A 14954-nucleotide genomic window follows, 5' to 3' on the forward strand; every position below is an offset into this window, starting at 1 on the left:
ACCCGTCCGCTAGAACGGTCTGCCCTGCCTGGGTGGACCCAGACAGGAGAAATGTGGCTGCCAAACCACGCGTGCACGAGATCGCTTCCGAACTCGGCGTCGACAGCAAGGTCGCCCTTGCGAAACTGAAGGAACTCGGGGAGTTCGTCAAGTCCCCGTCCTCGACCATCGAGCCCCCCGTGGCTCGCAAGCTCCGTGCTGCCCTCGAGGCGGACGGCGCCAAGAACGACGCGCCTGCAGCCGCAGGTGCGAAGCCGACCGCGGCCAAGCCCGGTGCGGCTCAGCCCGGCGCCGGTGCTGCCAAGCCCGGTCCGAAGCCGGGTCCGAAGCCCGGCCCCAAGCCGGCGCCCGCCCCCGCGGCCGAGAAGCCCGCGGCGGAGAAGCCGGCGGCGTCCGCGCCGAAGCCGGGTGCTCAGCCGGCGCCGAAGTCCGACGCCGCACCAGCCCCGGCCGGCAAGGGTGACGGCGGCGCGAGCTCCGCTCCGCGCCCCGGGGCACCGACCCCCGGTCCCCGGCCCGGCGGTCCCCGTCCGGGTAACAACCCGTTCGCGTCCAGCCAGGGCATGGGCCAGCGCCCCCCCGGCCGGCGGTCCCCGTCCGGGTAACAACCCGTTCGCGTCCAGCCAGGGCATGGGCCAGCGCCCCTCCGGTCCCCGTCCGGGCAACAACCCGTTCGCGTCCAGCCAGGGCATGGGTCAGCGCCCGACCCCCGGCAACATCCCGCGTCCGCAGGCTCCCCGTCCGGGTTCGCCTCGTCCGGGTTCACCCCGTCCGGGTCGTCCCGGTGGCGGTGGCGGTCGTCCCGGTGGCGCCCCGTTCCAGCAGCGCCCGGGCGGTCCGGGTCGTCCCGGCGGTGCCGGTGGCGGTGCGGGTACGGGCTTCCAGCGTCCGGCCGGAGGTTTCGCCGGTCGTCCCGGCCCCGGTGGCCGCGGTCGTGGTGGCACAGCCGGTGCGTTCGGTAAGGGCGGCGGCAAGTCCAAGCAGCGCAAGTCGCGTCGGGCGAAGCGGCAAGAATTCGAGATGCGCGATGCCCCGATGGTGGGCGGCGTCAACGTCTCGCGCGGTAACGGCGAGACGATCCGCCTGCGTCGCGGTTCATCCATCGCGGACTTCGCCGACAAGATCGAGGCGATCACGGGTTACACCGTGCAGCCCGGCACGCTGGTGACCATCCTGTTCAACCTGGGTGAGATGGCCACGGCCACCGAGTCGCTGGACGAGTCCACCTTCGAGGTTCTCGGTGCCGAGCTCGGCTACAAGATCCAGATGGTCTCGCCCGAGGACGAGGACAAGGAGCTCCTGGAGGGCTTCGGTCTGGACCTCGAGCAGGAGCTGGCCGATGAGGACGACTCCGACCTGGAGATCCGTCCGCCGGTGGTGACCGTCATGGGTCACGTCGACCACGGTAAGACGCGCCTGCTCGACGCGATCCGTCAGACCAACGTCGTCGCGGGTGAGGCCGGTGGCATCACCCAGCACATCGGTGCCTACCAGATCTGGACCGAGCACGAGGGTCACGAGCGGGCCGTCACGTTCATCGACACCCCGGGTCACGAGGCGTTCACCGCCATGCGTGCCCGTGGTGCGCAGGTGACCGACATCGCGATCCTGGTGGTCGCGGCCGACGACGGCATCATGCCGCAGACGGTCGAGGCCCTGAACCACGCGCAGTCGGCCAACGTGCCGATCGTGGTCGCGGTCAACAAGATCGACAAGGAAGGCGCGAACCCGCAGAAGGTCCGCCAGCAGCTCACCGAGTATGGCCTCGTCGCCGAGGAGTACGGCGGAGACGTCATGTTCGTGGACGTCTCGGCACGCCAGGGCGTCGGCATCCAGGACCTCCTGAACGCCGTGCTGCTGACCGCTGACGCCGGTCTGGACCTCCGCGCCAACCCGAACAAGGACGCTCGCGGTATCGCGATCGAAGCCAAGCTCGACAAGGGCCGCGGATCGGTCGCCACCGTGCTCATCCAGTCCGGAACGCTGCGCGTCGGTGACTCGATCGTCGCCGGAACGGCCTACGGCCGCGTCCGTGCGATGGCCGACGAGAACGGCGACGCCGTCGAAGAGGCCTACCCGGCACGTCCGGTGCAGGTGCAGGGTCTGTCCAGCGTTCCGCGCGCCGGTGACACGTTCCTGGTGACCGACGACGACCGTACGGCTCGTCAGATCGCCGAGAAGCGTGAGGCCGCCGAGCGCAACGCCCAGCTGGCGAAGGCGCGCAAGCGCATCTCGCTCGAGGACTTCACCCGTGCTCTCGAAGAGGGCAAGGTCGAGTCGCTCAACCTCATCATCAAGGGTGACGTCTCCGGTGCCGTCGAGGCGCTCGAGGAGTCGCTGCTCAAGATCGAGGTCGACAACTCGGTGCAGCTGCGCATTCTCCACCGCGGTGTGGGTGCCATCACGTCCTCGGATGTGGACCTGGCGACGATCGACAACGCGATCATCGTGGGCTTCAACGTCCGTCCGGACCAGAAGGCACGCGAGCGCGCTCAGCGCGAGGGCGTGGACATCCGGTTCTACTCGGTCATCTACTCGGCGATCGAGGACATCGAGAACGCGCTCACGGGCATGCTCAAGCCGGAGTACGAAGAGGTCCAGTCGGGCGTCGCGGAGATCCGCGAGGTGTTCCGGTCCTCGAAGTTCGGCAACATCGCCGGTGTCATCGTGCGGTCGGGAACGATCACGCGCAACTCCAAGGCCCGCGTCATCCGCGAGGGCGTCGTCATCGCCGATGGCCTGGCCATCGAGTCGCTGCGCCGCTTCAAGGACGATGTCACCGAGGTCCGTACGGACTACGAGGCCGGTATCGGCCTGGGCAAGTACAACGACATCCAGATCGGCGACGAGATCGAGACCACCGAAATGGTCGAGAAGCCTCGTTCCTGATCCCGATGTGAGCGGCCGCCCCGGACTCCGGTCCGCGGGCGGTCGCTCATTTCCCCGCGAAACACCCAAGCACGTCCGAGACGCCCCGCGATGCGCGGTGTTTCGGACGTGCCTGGGTGTCTCGCGAGCACGACTACGCTGGATTGGCGCACGAGCGCGAGTCCGCAGAGCAAAGGAGACATCATGGCCGGAGAACGACAGGGACGACTGTCCGATCGCGTCCGCGTCATCATCGCCGAGCGCCTCGACAAGGGGCTGCGGGACCCGCGGCTCGGCTTCGTCACGATCACCGACGTCCGGATGACCGGTGACCTGCAGCACGCATCGGTGTTCTACACCGTGTACGGCTCGGACCAGGAGCGCGCCGACAGCGCGGCCGCCCTGAAGGCGGCGACCGGCATGCTGCGTTCCGAGGTCGGCAAGCGCCTCGGCGTCCGCCTCGTGCCGACGCTGGAGTTCATCCCGGACGCCCTCCCGGAGAACGCCGATCACATCTCGAGCCTCCTGCGCGAGGCGCACGAGCGCGACGCGGCGGTCGCCGGCCTCGCAGCCGGTGCAGCCTATGCCGGGGATGAGGACCCCTACGTCAAGCCGCGCGAGCTGGACGAGGACGAGGCGGACGAACGCGCCTGAGGCGCCCCGCGACACGACGGGCGGGACGGACGAGGAGTCCGGACCCGCCCGTCGGCGTTGCACGATCGTGTCCTGAGCGATCTTCGCCCGCGCGGGCGGCCATGCCATCATGACGGTGATGGGCCGGACCGGCCGTCGACGAGGGGGAACCACATGAACGCTCGGCAGCTGCGTGGCGGCTTGGCCTTCGCGCTCGTGGCGCTCACCGCGGGTGTCCTGACCGGCTGCGCGGGTGCGGCGGCACCGTCCGCGTCTCAGACACCCACCGCTCCGCCGACGACCTCAGCACCTGCGCCATCGCCGACGCCGACGCCGACGCCGACGCCGTCCGCCACGGCGGAGGCGGACCCGGCCGACCCGTCCACGTGGGTCATCACCGAGACGGGCGTGGGCCCGGTCGTGCTGGGCGGGGATTTCGAGGCGACCGCCTACGCCCTGACCGCGCTGGGGTGGACGCGCGGGTGCGGCGATGGGCCTGCCGGTCCGGATGCGAAGGTGCTCTTCTCGCACACCCCGGGTGCCGATCTGATCGTCGCTGCGCAGTACGACGAGAGCACGGGTGACCACGGTACCGGGGTCGGCACCATCTCGATCGGCGGCGACGCGGAGTCCACCCCGCGCACCGCGGACGACATCGGCATCGGCACGGCGTTGGCGGATGTACCCGCCGCTCTGCCGGGCGCGACCGACGCCACCTACGGCCAGGGCTTCACCGGCTACGCGGTGCCCTGGGGTGCGGGGACGCTGTATCTCGGTGGTCAGCAGGTGCCCGAGGTCACCGGCATCGACCTGACGCTGCAGTCCCGGGCCCCGATGGAGTTCTGCGGGTGACCCGCTCCCGCCGCTGAGGCAACCGGCACCGGCCGGGGTCGCAGCATTCCCGCGTCGACGGCTGATGGTGCGGCTTCGGGCCGGCCAGGGGTCTATCCGTCCGCCGCTGTGAGGCGTAGCGTCGCCCAGCAAAGATGCCGGGGACCGTGCGGGGGCATCACGATCATGGTGGGGAGTCAGATGATGGATACGAATCCCGTGGTGTCGTTCGAGCTGTACGTGGACGATCTGGAGCGGGCGCGAGCCTTCTACGAGACGGTGCTGGGGATCACCCTCAGGCCCGTCACCACGCCGCCCGGTGCGGCGACGGCGACCGAGATGCAGATGCTCGCGTTCCCGGCCGAGGTGACGCGCACCGGCACCGGTGGAGTGCTGGTGAAGATGAACGGGATGTCACCGGGAATCGGGGGCACGCTGATCTACTTCGCCACCGACGACTGCGAGGTGCAGCAGGAGCGGGCGAAGAAGGCGGGCGGACAGAAGCGGATCGACAAATTCGCGATGGGGGAGTTCGGTTTCTGCTCTCTCGTGATCGACACCGAGGGCAACGTGGTGGGGTTCAACTCGAAGGTGTGAGCCGGTTCACCGCGGCAGGCGGGCGCCGTCGCCGTCGATCTCGATGAGACCGTCGGCGGCGAGCGTCAGAAGCGCGCGGTCGCGCTGGGCGCCATCGCCCCAATCCGGGATGATCAGCGTCAGCGGAACGTCGGTGTCGGCGTCCCGCAGGATGCGCAGCACCGCTCCCCGGGCCTGCCGGTCGCTGCCTTCATAGCGGGCCTGCTTCGGACGGGCATCGCCGGTGTCCGGGTAACCGGCGGCCCGCCACGCGCACACCTCGGCGAGCGGACACTGCTCGCACCGCGGCGTGCGCGCGATGCAGACGAGGGCGCCCAGCTCCATCGCCGCCGCGTTGAAGACGGCCGCATCGTCGTCGTCGATCGGCATCAGGGCGGACATCTCGTCCAGATCGCGCTTGGCCGCCGGGCCCGGCTGCGAGCGGCCGTGCACTGCGCGGGCGATGACGCGGCGGGTGTTCGTATCGACGACCGGAGCGCGACGGCCGTAGGCGAACACCGCGACCGCTCGCGCGGTGTAGTCGCCGATTCCGGTCAGCTGCAGCAGTGCGTCGACATCGGGCGGGACCGTGCCGTCGTGCCGCTCGACGATCTCGACGGCCGCGCGATGCAGCCACAGTGCGCGCCGCGGGTAGCCGAGGTTCGCCCATTCCCGGACCGCTTCGGCCGGCGGCGCCGTGGCGAGGTCCGCCGGGTGCGGCCAGCGCTCCAGCCATTGCGCGAGCCGCGGGATGACGCGGGTGACCGGCGTCTGCTGCAGCATGAACTCGCTGACCAGGATTCCCCACGCGCCGAAGTCGGGCCGCCGCCACGGGAGAGCCCGGCGGTTCGCGCGATACCAGGGCAGCAGGCGGTCGGAGAGGGCGGACACGATCACCCAGCCTAAGCGAGCGAAGACCGTCCGGAAACCGGCCGTCGGCCCCGGTAATCTGGAGGCATGCGCCTTCCGATCACCCCGGTCACCACGCTGATGCGTGAGTTGCGGCAGGAGGTGCGCCAGCACCACCCCGGCGGGCGGCTGATCATCGCCGTCGACGGTTTCACGACGTCCGGAACCGCAGCGTTCGCGGACACGTTCGCGCAGGTTCTCGGCGAAGACGGCACGGCCGTGCTGCGCGCGTCCGTTGACGGCTTCCGCGTCCCGGGATCTGCGGGGCTGACGGCCGAAGACACCGACGTCGAGACGCTGCACCGGGTGCTGATCGATCCGTGGCGCAGCGGCGTGCACACCTCCGATTCCACCGGCGTGCAGCTGGCGGTTTGGGACCCGGCGCGGTCCGCTCCCGTGCCAGCGCGGTGGGTCACCGCACCCGCCGACGCCGTCCTCGTGATCGACGGGCCGTTCCTGAACAGCCCGGAACTGCGCGGCGCGTGGAACTTCTCGATCTGGCTGGAGGTCTCCGAGGCGCGCCTCGCCGAGCGTCCGGGACGCAGCACCGAGCAACCGTACACGGCGGGGGAGTTCGCCTACCTCCGCACGCAGCCGCTGCGCGCGGCCGCCGCGATCATCGACAACGGTGACCCGACCGCCCCCGTGCAGGTCTACCGGGACTTCTGCTGATGGCGCGCGAGGACCGCCCCCGTCCGGCGGCCGCGCTCCTGCTCGTGGACAAGCCGCAGGGGATCACGAGTCACGACGTCGTCTCGCGTGTGCGCCGCGCCTTTGGCACGCGCAAGGTCGGCCACGCCGGCACGCTCGACCCGATGGCCACGGGTCTGCTGCTGATCGGCATCGAGGGCGCCACCCGACTGCTCACCTACATGGTCGGCCTCGACAAGACCTACACCGCGACGATCCGGCTCGGAGCGTCGACCAGCACGGATGACGCGGACGGCGAGATCGTCGGCACCACGGACGCGTCGGCGGTCACGGACGACGCGATCGCGTCCGGCATCGCTGCTCTCACCGGCGACATCTCGCAGGTGCCCAGCACTGTCTCCGCCATCAAGGTGGACGGACGCCGCGCGTACGACCTCGCCCGCTCCGGCGAGGAGGTGCAGCTGAAGGCCCGCGCCGTCACGGTGTCGCGCTTCGACGTCCTGGACATCCGCCGCGCGGACGGCGTCGTGGACCTCGACGTCGTGGTGGACTGCACGAGCGGCACCTACATCCGCGCTCTGGCCCGCGACCTCGGTGCGGGTCTCGGCGTCGGCGGTCACCTGACCGTGCTGCGTCGCACGCACGTCGGACCGTACGAGGTCACCGCAGCGGCGATCCTGGACGACGCTCTGGCCGAGGCGCCCACGCTCACACCCGCGGCCGCGGCCGTCGCCGTGCTCGGCGAACTCTCCGTCAGTGACGACGAGGCGCGGGACCTTCGCCACGGCAAGCGTCTGGTCGATGCCGCGGCACGCGCATCCCGTCTGCCGATCGCCGCGGTCGCTCCGGACGGCGCGCTGATCGGTGTCCTCGAGAAGCGCGGGGGCGACCTCAAGAGCGCCATGAACATGCCTGAGGAGGCATAACCGAATGATCCTGTGGTTCACCATCGTCGTCATCGCCGTGGCGGTCGTCGCCGGAGTCCTGTGCATCGCGCTCGGCCTCGCTGGAAAGGTGCCCGGCGATCTCACCGTGGGTGCGATCGCGCTCATCGAGCTGCTCCTGCTGGCCCAGGTGGTCATCGCGCTGATCGCCCCGGGAGCGGGCAACCCCGCCTCCGGCAGTGTGCTGGAATTCTGGACGTACCTGGTCTCGGCCATTCTTCTGCCCATCGGTGGTGTGGTGTGGGTCTTCCTCGATCGGTCCAAGTGGAGCACCGTCGTCCTGGGCGTCGTGGCCCTCGCCATCGCGATCATGGTGTGGCGGATGCAGATGATCTGGTCCGTGCAGGGCGCGTAGCGTTCGTAGAATGGATCAGTGATGTCCGACACGATGCCCGAGAGCGCGCCCACCGCGGCACCTCCACGTCGCATGACCGGTATCGGCCGCGTGCTCGTCATCGTGTACGCGATCATGGCGATGGGCGCGACCGGTCGCTCCTTCGTGCAGATCGTGGAGCGCTTCGACGAGGCACCCCTGTCCTACACCCTGTCCGCTGCCGCGGCCGTGGTCTACATCATCGCGACGCTCGCCCTGATCTTCTCGCGTCGTCCCGGCTGGTACACCGTCGCGTGGATCGCGATCTGCTTCGAACTCGTCGGGGTGCTGCTGATCGGTGCCCTCAGCCTGGTGCTGCCGGACCTGTTCGCGCATCAGACCGTCTGGTCGCAGTTCGGCTCCGGTTACGTCTTCATCCCCCTGGTCCTGCCGTTCATCGGCCTCTGGTACCTCACCACCCACAAGCCCGACAAGCAGGTCGTCGCGTGATCGTCTTCTCCGATTCCACTCAGATCCCCGCGGACTTCGGTCCCACCGTCGTCGCCATCGGCAAGTTCGACGGCGTGCACACCGGCCATCGCCAGGTGCTCGCTCGTGCCGTGGACGATGCGCGGGAGATCGGCGCGAAGGCCGTCGCCGTCACGTTCGACCGGAACCCGCTGGCCACCCTCCGGCCGGAGCTCTGCCCCACCGAGCTGATCAGCCTCGGGCAGAAGGTCGACCTCATCGCCGGCACGGGTGTGGACGCGATGCTGGTGCTGACGTTCGACGCCGCGATGGCGGCGGTCCCCGCCGAGGAGTTCGTCGAGCGGATCCTGATCGGGGACCTGCACGCGAAGACGATCCTGCTCGGACACGACTTCCGCTTCGGTCACCGCGGGGCCGGCGACGCCGAGCTGCTGCGGCGGATGGGTGCCGACCTCGGCTTCGACGTCGACGTCGTCGGCGACGTGGCCTCGGACGACGAGCGGCGCGTGTCCTCGTCCTGGATCCGACAGCTCCTGGCCGACGGCGACGTCGCCGCGGCGGCGAAGCTGCTCGGTCGTCCGCACGCCGTGTCCGGCGAGGTGGTGCACGGGCTCAAGCGCGGCCGCGAGCTCGGCTTCCCGACCGCGAACCTCTCACCGCAGGCCGAGGGCGACGTTCCGGCGGACGGCGTGTACGCCGGCTGGCTCGTCACGCCCGACGGTGTGCACCACCGCGCTGCCGTCTCGGTCGGAGTGAACCCCACGTTCGATGACGTCGAGGTGCGCCAGGTCGAGGCCTTCATCCTCGACGAGAGCGGCCTGGACCTGTACGGCCAGCACGTCGTCGTCGAATTCGTCGAGCGCATCCGCGGCATGGTCGCGTTCCGCGGCATCCCGGCGCTCATCGAGCAGATGACGGATGACGTCGTGAGGGTGCGCGAGATCCTGTCCTGACCCGTGGGACGCCCGAGGCGGTGCGCAGCATCGCGTCAGGAACGTCCGGGCAGGCCTGAACGCGGCACATCTCCGCCGAGAGCCCCCCGCGCCGTCTGCCGGCCAGCGTGTCTCGTCGAACTCGCGATGCGCGCGCGAGCGTGACCGAATGCGCATATGAGCAATGTCATACGCATATGTTGCGGCGGCTCGATCGGAGTCGTACCGTGGCTGTCGTGGATGATGAGCTTCTCGCGGTCCGCGTCGCCGAGCTCTACTACGAAGAGAACAAGACGCAGGACGAGATCGGTGCGCTGCTGGGCATCTCCCGCTGGAAGGCGGGACGGCTGCTCACGCAGGCGCGTGAGCGCGGCATCGTGCGCATCGAGATCGTGCACCCGCGGGCCCGCCGGCTGGGTCTGGAGCGCGAGCTCACCCAGCGATTCGGCCTGACCGCCGCCGTCGTCGTTCCGGTTCCGGATGACTCCGATTCCCGAGGCGTGGTCACGCAGGCCGCGGCCGACTTCCTCGCCGCCCTGCGGCCGGTCCCGAAGACGCTCGGGGTGAGCTGGGGGCGCACGCTGAACGACGTCGCCGAGAAGCTGCCGGACGGCTGGGCGACGGGAGTCACCGTGGTCCAGATCAACGGGGGCGTGAGTCTGAACCGCCGTGCCTCGACCGCGGCGACGCTGGCCGCCACGATCGCCGATCGTGGTCGTGGTGAGGTCATGCTGCTGCCGAGCCCGGCGATCCTGGAGCGCCGCGAGACCAAGGAGGCCGTCGTCTCGGACCGCACGATCGCCGGTGTCCTCGCGCTGGCCGGATCGGCGGACGTCTACCTGTTCAGCGCCGGCGTCGGCGATGAGCACTCCGCCCTGGTGGAGTCCGGTTACCTGCGCGCCGAGGATGTGGCCGAGCTCGCTCGCAAGGGTGCCATCGGTGACGTTCTCGGCCGGTACATCGACGCCAACGGGAACATCGTCGATCCCGCCCTGAACGCCCGGACCGTGGGGGTCGAACTCGACACCCTGCGCGCCGCCGACACCGCTGTGTTCGTCGTCGCAGGTGACGACAAGCACGACATCGCCCGAGCCGTGGTCACCAACGGCCTGTGCTCGATCCTGATCACCGACGAGGGCACTGCCCGAGACCTCCTGGAGGACGAATGACCGCACTCGCAGACGCCGCGACGCGCGCCGAGCGCACGCGTCAGCTGATCGGCGGTGAGCCGGACGATGCCACCCTGGCGCGATACCTGCACGGCCTGCCGGGCGTGGACGCCGTGGGACTGGAGCAGCGCGCATCGGCGCTCGGCACGCGGTCGGTGAAGACCGACTCGAAGCGCTGGGCGATCGACAAGATCATTACGCTGATCGATCTGACCACCCTCGAGGGTGCCGACACCCCCGGCAAGGTCCGGTCCCTGGTGGCCAAGGCCCTGCAGCCGGACGCGTCGGACGCCACGTGTCCGCGTGTGGCCGCGGTCTGCGTCTACGGCGACATGGTGCCGTACGCGGTCGAGGCACTGGGCGCGATGCACGGCGATCCGGACGACGGCCTCGTCTCCGTCGCGGCCGTCGCCACGGCTTTCCCGTCCGGACGCGCGAGCCTCGCGATCAAGCTCGCTGACACCCGCGAGGCCGTCGCGAACGGTGCGGACGAGATCGACATGGTGATCGACCGCGGCGCGTTCCTGGCCGGCCGGTACGCCACCGTGTTCGAGCAGATCGTCGCCGTGAAGGACGCCTGCGCGCGTCCGGACGGGACGTCCGCGTCCCTGAAGGTGATCCTGGAGACCGGTGAGCTGAACACGTACGACAACGTCAAGCGCGCGTCGTGGCTGGCGATCCTGGCCGGGGGAGATTTCATCAAGACCTCCACCGGCAAGATCTCTCCGGCGGCGACGCTGCCGGTGACGATGCTCATGCTCGAGGTGGTTCGCGACTGGTACCGCCTCACCGGCGAGAAGATCGGTGTGAAGCCGGCCGGTGGCATCCGCACCTCGAAGGACGCGATCAAGTACGTCGTCACCGTCGCCGAGACGGTGGGGGAGGACTGGTTGGTGCCGCACCTGTTCCGCTTCGGCGCGTCCAGCCTGCTGAACGACATGATCCTGCAGCGCCAGAAGATGACCACCGGACACTACTCCGGCCCCGACTACGTGACGATCGATTGAGGCACCGATGAGCTTCCTGGAATACGCCGACGCGCCCGAGTCGCGCTCGGTCCTGAACCTCCGTGACGAGTACGGCCTGTTCATCGACGGCGAGTTCGTCGACGGAACCGGCGAGTCCTTCGTGACGATCAACCCCGCGGATGAGACGCGCATCGCGACGATCGCGTCCGCCTCCGACGCCGACGTGGATCGCGCCGTGGCCGCGGCCCGCCGGGCGCACGAGAAGGTCTGGTCGAAGATGAGCGGCCGCGACCGCGGCAAGTATCTCTTCCGCATCGCCCGCCTGGTCCAGGAGCGCGCTCGCGAGCTCGCGGTGGCCGAATCGCTGGATAACGGCAAGCCGATCAAGGAGAGCCGCGACGTGGACGTGCCGCTGGTGGCGGCCTGGTTCTTCTACTACGCCGGCTGGGCGGACAAGCTCGATCACGCCGGTCTCGGAGCGAACCCGCGTTCGCTGGGGGTCGCCGGCCAGGTCATCCCGTGGAACTTCCCGCTGATGATGCTGGCCTGGAAGATCGCGCCGGCGCTCGCCGCCGGCAACACGGTCGTCCTGAAGCCGGCCGAGACCACCCCGCTGACCGCACTGCTGTTCGCGGAGATCCTGCAGCAGGCGGACCTGCCCGCGGGCGTCGTGAACATCGTCACCGGTGCCGGTGCGACCGGTTCCGCCGTCGTGAACCACCCGGACGTGAACAAGGTGGCCTTCACCGGGTCGACCGCCGTCGGCCGCTCGATCGCCCGCTCGGTCGCCGGAACGGGCAAGAGCCTGACCCTGGAGCTCGGCGGCAAGGCCGCCAACATCGTCTTCGACGATGCGCCCGTGGACCAGGCGATCGAGGGTGTCATCAACGGCATCTTCTTCAACCAGGGTCACGTCTGCTGCGCCGGCAGCCGCCTGTTGCTGCAGGAGTCCATCGCCGAGGAGTTCACCGATCGGCTGAAGTCCCGCATGCAGACGCTGCGCGTCGGCAACCCGCTGGATAAGAACACCGACATCGGGGCGATCAACTCCGCAGCCCAGCTCGGCCGCATCCGCGAGCTCAGCCAGGTCGGTGAGGCCGAAGGCGCCGAGCGGTGGAGCCCGGAGTGCGAGTTGCCGAGCTCGGGCTTCTGGTTCGCGCCGACGATCTTCACCGGCGTGCAGACCGGACACCGCATCGCTCGCGAGGAGGTGTTCGGCCCGGTGCTGTCGATCCTGACGTTCCGCACGCCGGACGAGGCCATCGCGAAGGCGAACAACACCCCGTACGGCCTGTCCGCGGGCGTGTGGAGCGACAAGGGCTCGCGCATCCTCGCCGTCGCCGACCGCCTGCGTGCGGGCGTGGTGTGGGCCAACACCTACAACAAGTTCGACCCGTCGAGCCCGTTCGGCGGCTACAAGGAGTCCGGCTACGGACGCGAGGGTGGCCGGGCCGGCCTCCTGGCATACCTGAAGGGAAGTGCGGCGTGAGCAAGCGACTGACCGTGCCGAAGACCTACAAGCTCGCCATCGGCGGAGCCTTCCCGCGCAGCGAGTCCGGACGCACGTACGCGGTGTCCTCGCCGTCCGGAGAGTTCCTCGCCAACGCGGCGCAGGCCTCCCGCAAGGACGCCCGCGACGCCGTCAAGGCAGCGCGCGCGGCCGTGAAGGGCTGGGCCGGTGCCACCGCGTACAACCGCGGCCAGGTGCTCTACCGCATCGCCGAGGTGCTCGAGGGCCGTCGCGCCCAGTTCGTCGAGGAGATCTCGGCGCAGCAGGGCGTCACCGCGGCCGTCGCCGGCGCGCAGGTGGACGAGGCCATCGACCGCTGGGTCTGGTACGCCGGGTGGTGCGACAAGTACGCGCAGGTGACCGGGAACGCGAACCCGGTCGCAGGCCCGTACTTCAACATCTCGGTGCCCGAGCAGACCGGGGTGGTCGCGATCATCGCGCCGCAGGACTCGGCTCTTCTGGGCCTGGTCTCCGCCGTCGCGCCGGCTCTGGTGTCCGGCAACGCGGTCGTCGTGATCGCCAGCGAGCGGTATCCGCTGTCGGCGATCTCGTTCGCCGAGGTGCTGGCCACGAGCGACGTCCCCGGCGGCGTCGTGAACGTGCTGACCGGTTCCCCGGCCGAGATGGCCCCGTGGCTCGCCTCGCACCAGGACGTCAACGCGCTCGACCTCGTCGGCGCCGGCGCGCTGGAGTGGATCGACCTGCAGCAGGCCGCCGCGGACACGCTCAAGCGCGTGCTGACACCGGAGGAGGGGGCGGACGCCGCCGCTCCGTCGCTGCAGCGCATCACCGCGTTCACCGAGCTCAAGACCGTCTGGCACACCAAGTCCATGATCTGAGCCCCCACGAACCCGCCCGTCCCGGACGTGCCGCAGCGAGTCGCGGCCGGGGCGGGCGTTCGTGTTCTCAGGCGGCGAGGAGCTCGTCCAGGCGGCTGAAGTTCTCCGTCATGCCCTCGTCCAGGTCGCTGGCGAGCATCGCGTCGCACGCCGCCTTCGAGACGTAGGTCGAGGTGACCTCGAGCACGCTGCGGCCGTCGGGCAGGTCGGAGAAGACGAGGTCCTCGAGCGTGAACTCGGTCTCGCCGTCGTACTCCCACGTGTGGATGATCCGGCCCTCGCTGACGCGGTGGTAGCTGCCGAAGAACGGGAACTCCGCCGACCCTGCCACGACCGCGTAGCGGAACGCCCCGCCGGTGGCCGCGTCGAAGCGCTCGAAGCGGACGGTCGTGCCGCGCGGGCCCATCCACCGGGCGAACAGTTCCGGATCGGTGTGCGCGCGCTGCACGGCGGCGGCGGGTGCGTCGAACTCCCGGCGGTGGCGGACGGACTGCTCGCCGACGCGTTCGTGGGTCGTCTCAGCGTTCATGGGTTTCTCCTGTCGGTTCGGTCTCAACCAGTGGTGGTGCGGTCAGGTCGGCGAGGACGTCGTCGAGGCGCCGGTAGCGCTCCTCCAGCCGTCGGCGGCGGCGCTCCAGCCATTGCGCGGCCTCATCGAGCGTGTCGGCGCGCAGCTCGACGGTGCGGCTGCGGCCGTCCCTCGTCCGGGTGACGATGCCGGCATCGGCGAGCACGCCCACATGGCGCGACACCGCCTGCAGAGAGATCGGGAACAGGGCGGCGAGCTCGCTCACCGTCGCCGGTCCGGAGTCGAGGTGCTGAACGATGTCAGCGCGCACCGGATCGCCCAGTGCCGCGAAGACCATCGTCGCCGTCATCGGCCCTCCTATACTCAACCGTTTTGTTGAGTATTACGCACGTCGACCGCCCGCGCAAGCCCCGGGGTCAGTGTTGGGTGACCCGGGATCTGGCAGCGGGACACATTTCGTGGCAGCAGGTGACATCGGTTTGGCAGCTGTGACACGCCGGTGGCAGCAGCGCGACGAGGTGTCACGACCCGTTGGTACTCTCGCTGCAGACAAGCTCATCCCACCGGGGTCGCGACAGGGCTGAGGGTCTCCGTTCGGAACCTGCAGTTGAGAAGCGCGAGGATCTGCACCCGGAAAGCATCGGTCAAAGCCCGCAGGCGGGGAACCGGAAGACTCCGATTTCGAGGATCCTTCCGCCACTCACGCCGCGCCGTCTCCTGGGAATGCGCTCAGAAGCACAGGTGGACAGCGAGCGTCGCCAACCGCTCGAAGGGACACGGCTGCCCATACTGC

General features: G+C 69.7%; 15 protein-coding genes and 2 pseudogenes. 14 read left to right on the plus strand and 3 right to left on the minus strand.

What is annotated here, in order from left to right:
• The first annotated feature begins 53 nt into the window (after positions 1-53).
• From infB to BN1193_RS02500, 4 genes and pseudogenes are all read left to right on the plus strand, one after another.
• A pseudogene (gene infB, locus BN1193_RS02485) lies at positions 54-2889 on the plus strand (translation initiation factor IF-2).
• Positions 2890-3072: 183 nt separating this feature from the next.
• On the plus strand, positions 3073-3522 hold the full coding sequence (gene rbfA / locus BN1193_RS02490) for a 30S ribosome-binding factor RbfA (RefSeq protein ID WP_040163819.1): 450 nt from the start codon (positions 3073-3075) through the stop codon (positions 3520-3522).
• 153 nt (positions 3523-3675) lie between these two features.
• Positions 3676-4353, plus strand: coding sequence for a hypothetical protein (locus BN1193_RS02495; RefSeq protein ID WP_052460355.1), 678 nt, complete (start codon positions 3676-3678; stop codon positions 4351-4353).
• Positions 4354-4533: 180 nt separating this feature from the next.
• Positions 4534-4929, plus strand: coding sequence for a VOC family protein (locus BN1193_RS02500; RefSeq protein WP_230206381.1), 396 nt, complete (start codon positions 4534-4536; stop codon positions 4927-4929).
• Positions 4930-4935: 6 nt separating this feature from the next.
• Here BN1193_RS02500 and BN1193_RS02505 read toward each other — a convergent pair whose 3' ends face one another.
• Positions 4936-5799, minus strand: a complete 864-nt coding sequence (locus tag BN1193_RS02505; RefSeq protein ID WP_040163959.1) for an HhH-GPD family protein — start codon at positions 5797-5799, stop codon at positions 4936-4938.
• 66 nt (positions 5800-5865) lie between these two features.
• Between BN1193_RS02505 and BN1193_RS02510 the strand changes: the two genes are divergently transcribed.
• The 9 genes from BN1193_RS02510 to BN1193_RS02550 all read left to right on the plus strand — a co-directional run bounded on the left by BN1193_RS02510 (position 5866) and on the right by BN1193_RS02550 (position 13632).
• A complete protein-coding gene (locus BN1193_RS02510; protein ID WP_052460356.1) occupies positions 5866-6489 on the plus strand; it encodes a nucleoside/nucleotide kinase family protein in 624 nt (207 codons plus the stop codon).
• Positions 6489-7394: a tRNA pseudouridine(55) synthase TruB gene (gene truB, locus BN1193_RS02515; RefSeq protein WP_040163821.1), complete on the plus strand. Its 906-nt coding sequence runs from the start codon at positions 6489-6491 to the stop codon at positions 7392-7394. The genes BN1193_RS02510 and truB overlap by 1 nt, the downstream gene beginning before the upstream one ends.
• Before the next feature lie 4 nt (positions 7395-7398).
• On the plus strand, positions 7399-7767 hold the full coding sequence (locus BN1193_RS02520; protein ID WP_040163823.1) for a hypothetical protein: 369 nt from the start codon (positions 7399-7401) through the stop codon (positions 7765-7767).
• A gap of 21 nt (positions 7768-7788) precedes the next feature.
• The gene (locus BN1193_RS02525) at positions 7789-8235 is read left to right on the plus strand and encodes a hypothetical protein (RefSeq protein WP_230206382.1); all 447 of its coding nucleotides are present in this window, start codon (positions 7789-7791) and stop codon (positions 8233-8235) included.
• The gene (locus tag BN1193_RS02530; protein ID WP_040163825.1) at positions 8232-9167 is read left to right on the plus strand and encodes a bifunctional riboflavin kinase/FAD synthetase; all 936 of its coding nucleotides are present in this window, start codon (positions 8232-8234) and stop codon (positions 9165-9167) included. The genes BN1193_RS02525 and BN1193_RS02530 overlap by 4 nt, the downstream gene beginning before the upstream one ends.
• A gap of 215 nt (positions 9168-9382) precedes the next feature.
• Positions 9383-10315, plus strand: a complete 933-nt coding sequence (locus BN1193_RS02535; RefSeq protein WP_040163962.1) for a sugar-binding transcriptional regulator — start codon at positions 9383-9385, stop codon at positions 10313-10315.
• Positions 10312-11322 carry a deoxyribose-phosphate aldolase gene (gene deoC / locus BN1193_RS02540; RefSeq protein ID WP_040163827.1) on the plus strand — a complete coding sequence of 337 codons (1011 nt, stop codon included), beginning with the start codon at positions 10312-10314 and terminating at the stop codon, positions 11320-11322. Before BN1193_RS02535 ends, deoC begins: the two co-directional genes overlap by 4 nt.
• A gap of 7 nt (positions 11323-11329) precedes the next feature.
• On the plus strand, positions 11330-12772 hold the full coding sequence (locus BN1193_RS02545; protein WP_040163829.1) for an aldehyde dehydrogenase family protein: 1443 nt from the start codon (positions 11330-11332) through the stop codon (positions 12770-12772).
• Positions 12769-13632, plus strand: a complete 864-nt coding sequence (locus BN1193_RS02550; RefSeq protein WP_040163831.1) for an aldehyde dehydrogenase family protein — start codon at positions 12769-12771, stop codon at positions 13630-13632. Before BN1193_RS02545 ends, BN1193_RS02550 begins: the two co-directional genes overlap by 4 nt.
• Positions 13633-13699: 67 nt before the next feature.
• Here BN1193_RS02550 and BN1193_RS02555 read toward each other — a convergent pair whose 3' ends face one another.
• Positions 13700-14161, minus strand: a complete 462-nt coding sequence (locus BN1193_RS02555; protein WP_040163834.1) for an SRPBCC domain-containing protein — start codon at positions 14159-14161, stop codon at positions 13700-13702.
• Positions 14151-14510: an ArsR/SmtB family transcription factor gene (locus BN1193_RS02560; protein WP_040163836.1), complete on the minus strand. Its 360-nt coding sequence runs from the start codon at positions 14508-14510 to the stop codon at positions 14151-14153. The genes BN1193_RS02555 and BN1193_RS02560 overlap by 11 nt, the downstream gene beginning before the upstream one ends.
• Before the next feature lie 150 nt (positions 14511-14660).
• Here BN1193_RS02560 and BN1193_RS18530 point away from each other — a divergent pair.
• Positions 14661-14951 (plus strand): annotated as a pseudogene (locus tag BN1193_RS18530) (zinc-ribbon domain-containing protein); the annotation flags it as partial.
• Positions 14952-14954 lie beyond the last annotated feature (3 nt).

It is taken from the genome of Microbacterium gorillae, assembly GCF_000826185.2.
Lineage (GTDB): Bacteria > Actinomycetota > Actinomycetes > Actinomycetales > Microbacteriaceae > Microbacterium > Microbacterium gorillae.

Bases quoted from the DNA above. Each gene is read 5' to 3' on its own strand.
- rbfA (WP_040163819.1), top strand. From the start codon at position 3,073: ATGGCCGGAGAACGACAGGGACGACTGTCCGATCGCGTCCGCGTCATC.
- BN1193_RS02495 (WP_052460355.1), top strand. From the start codon at position 3,676: ATGAACGCTCGGCAGCTGCGTGGCGGCTTGGCCTTCGCGCTCGTGGCG.
- BN1193_RS02500 (WP_230206381.1), top strand. From the start codon at position 4,534: ATGATGGATACGAATCCCGTGGTGTCGTTCGAGCTGTACGTGGACGAT.
- BN1193_RS02510 (WP_052460356.1), top strand. From the start codon at position 5,866: ATGCGCCTTCCGATCACCCCGGTCACCACGCTGATGCGTGAGTTGCGG.
- truB (WP_040163821.1), top strand. From the start codon at position 6,489: ATGGCGCGCGAGGACCGCCCCCGTCCGGCGGCCGCGCTCCTGCTCGTG.
- BN1193_RS02520 (WP_040163823.1), top strand. From the start codon at position 7,399: ATGATCCTGTGGTTCACCATCGTCGTCATCGCCGTGGCGGTCGTCGCC.
- BN1193_RS02525 (WP_230206382.1), top strand. From the start codon at position 7,789: ATGTCCGACACGATGCCCGAGAGCGCGCCCACCGCGGCACCTCCACGT.
- deoC (WP_040163827.1), top strand. From the start codon at position 10,312: ATGACCGCACTCGCAGACGCCGCGACGCGCGCCGAGCGCACGCGTCAG.
- BN1193_RS02545 (WP_040163829.1), top strand. From the start codon at position 11,330: ATGAGCTTCCTGGAATACGCCGACGCGCCCGAGTCGCGCTCGGTCCTG.
- BN1193_RS02555 (WP_040163834.1), bottom strand. From the start codon at position 14,161: ATGAACGCTGAGACGACCCACGAACGCGTCGGCGAGCAGTCCGTCCGC.
- BN1193_RS02560 (WP_040163836.1), bottom strand. From the start codon at position 14,510: ATGACGGCGACGATGGTCTTCGCGGCACTGGGCGATCCGGTGCGCGCT.